This is a genomic window from Bartonella sp. AU15XJBT (assembly GCF_028618615.1).
In the GTDB taxonomy this organism is placed as follows: Bacteria; Pseudomonadota; Alphaproteobacteria; order Rhizobiales; family Rhizobiaceae; genus Bartonella.
Genome location: NZ_JAQITG010000112.1, coordinates 1 through 666, shown reverse-complemented (window position 1 = coordinate 666; position 666 = coordinate 1). Strand labels below are relative to the sequence as shown.

Below are 666 nucleotides of genomic sequence, written 5' to 3'. Positions count from 1 at the left end.
GAAGAGTTTCAAACCCTTTCAAAACAATATGCCAAGCCCATTTGGGCGCATGCCAATGAATTTGCTTGCTCGGCAGCTTATGCCATTGCTTGTACGGCTTCTCAAATATGGGTTGCACGCACGGGTGTTGTAGGCTCCATTGGGGTTGTTTGCGCCCATCTTGACCAATCCCGTGCAGATGAGAAACAGGGACTTAAATGGACCTTTGTTTTTGAAGGGGACCATAAAGTTCATGGCAATTCTCACGAACCCTTGAGCGATACAGCACAGATAAAAATGCAAGCCGATTGCGCCCTGCTCTACGAAATGTTTGTCGATTTGGTGGCGCAAAACAGACGCTTAAATGCTGATGCAATTCGTGACACAAAAGCAGAAACTTTTATAGGCAGCCAAGCTCTCAAACTTGGATTAGCAGATGTGCAAGGCACCCTTGCGCAAGCTTTGGAAGCCTTAACGGATTCCATATCACAAAACCCAACATCAACAACAAAAGAAGGACAAAACACATGGCACGCACACAATCCGCGCTGAGGAAGAGGATGACGAAAAGATTGTCGACATCATCAATGACGAGGAAGAGGACGAAGACGATAATGACGTCGACAAAAACGCCGAAATCTTTGACGACGAAGAAAACGAAGATGAGGACGAAGACAATGAGGACAA

General features: G+C 46.1%; 1 pseudogene. It reads left to right on the top strand.

From position 1 onward, the window contains the following. A pseudogene (locus PVV57_RS10415) lies at nt 1-666 on the top strand (S49 family peptidase); the annotation flags it as partial.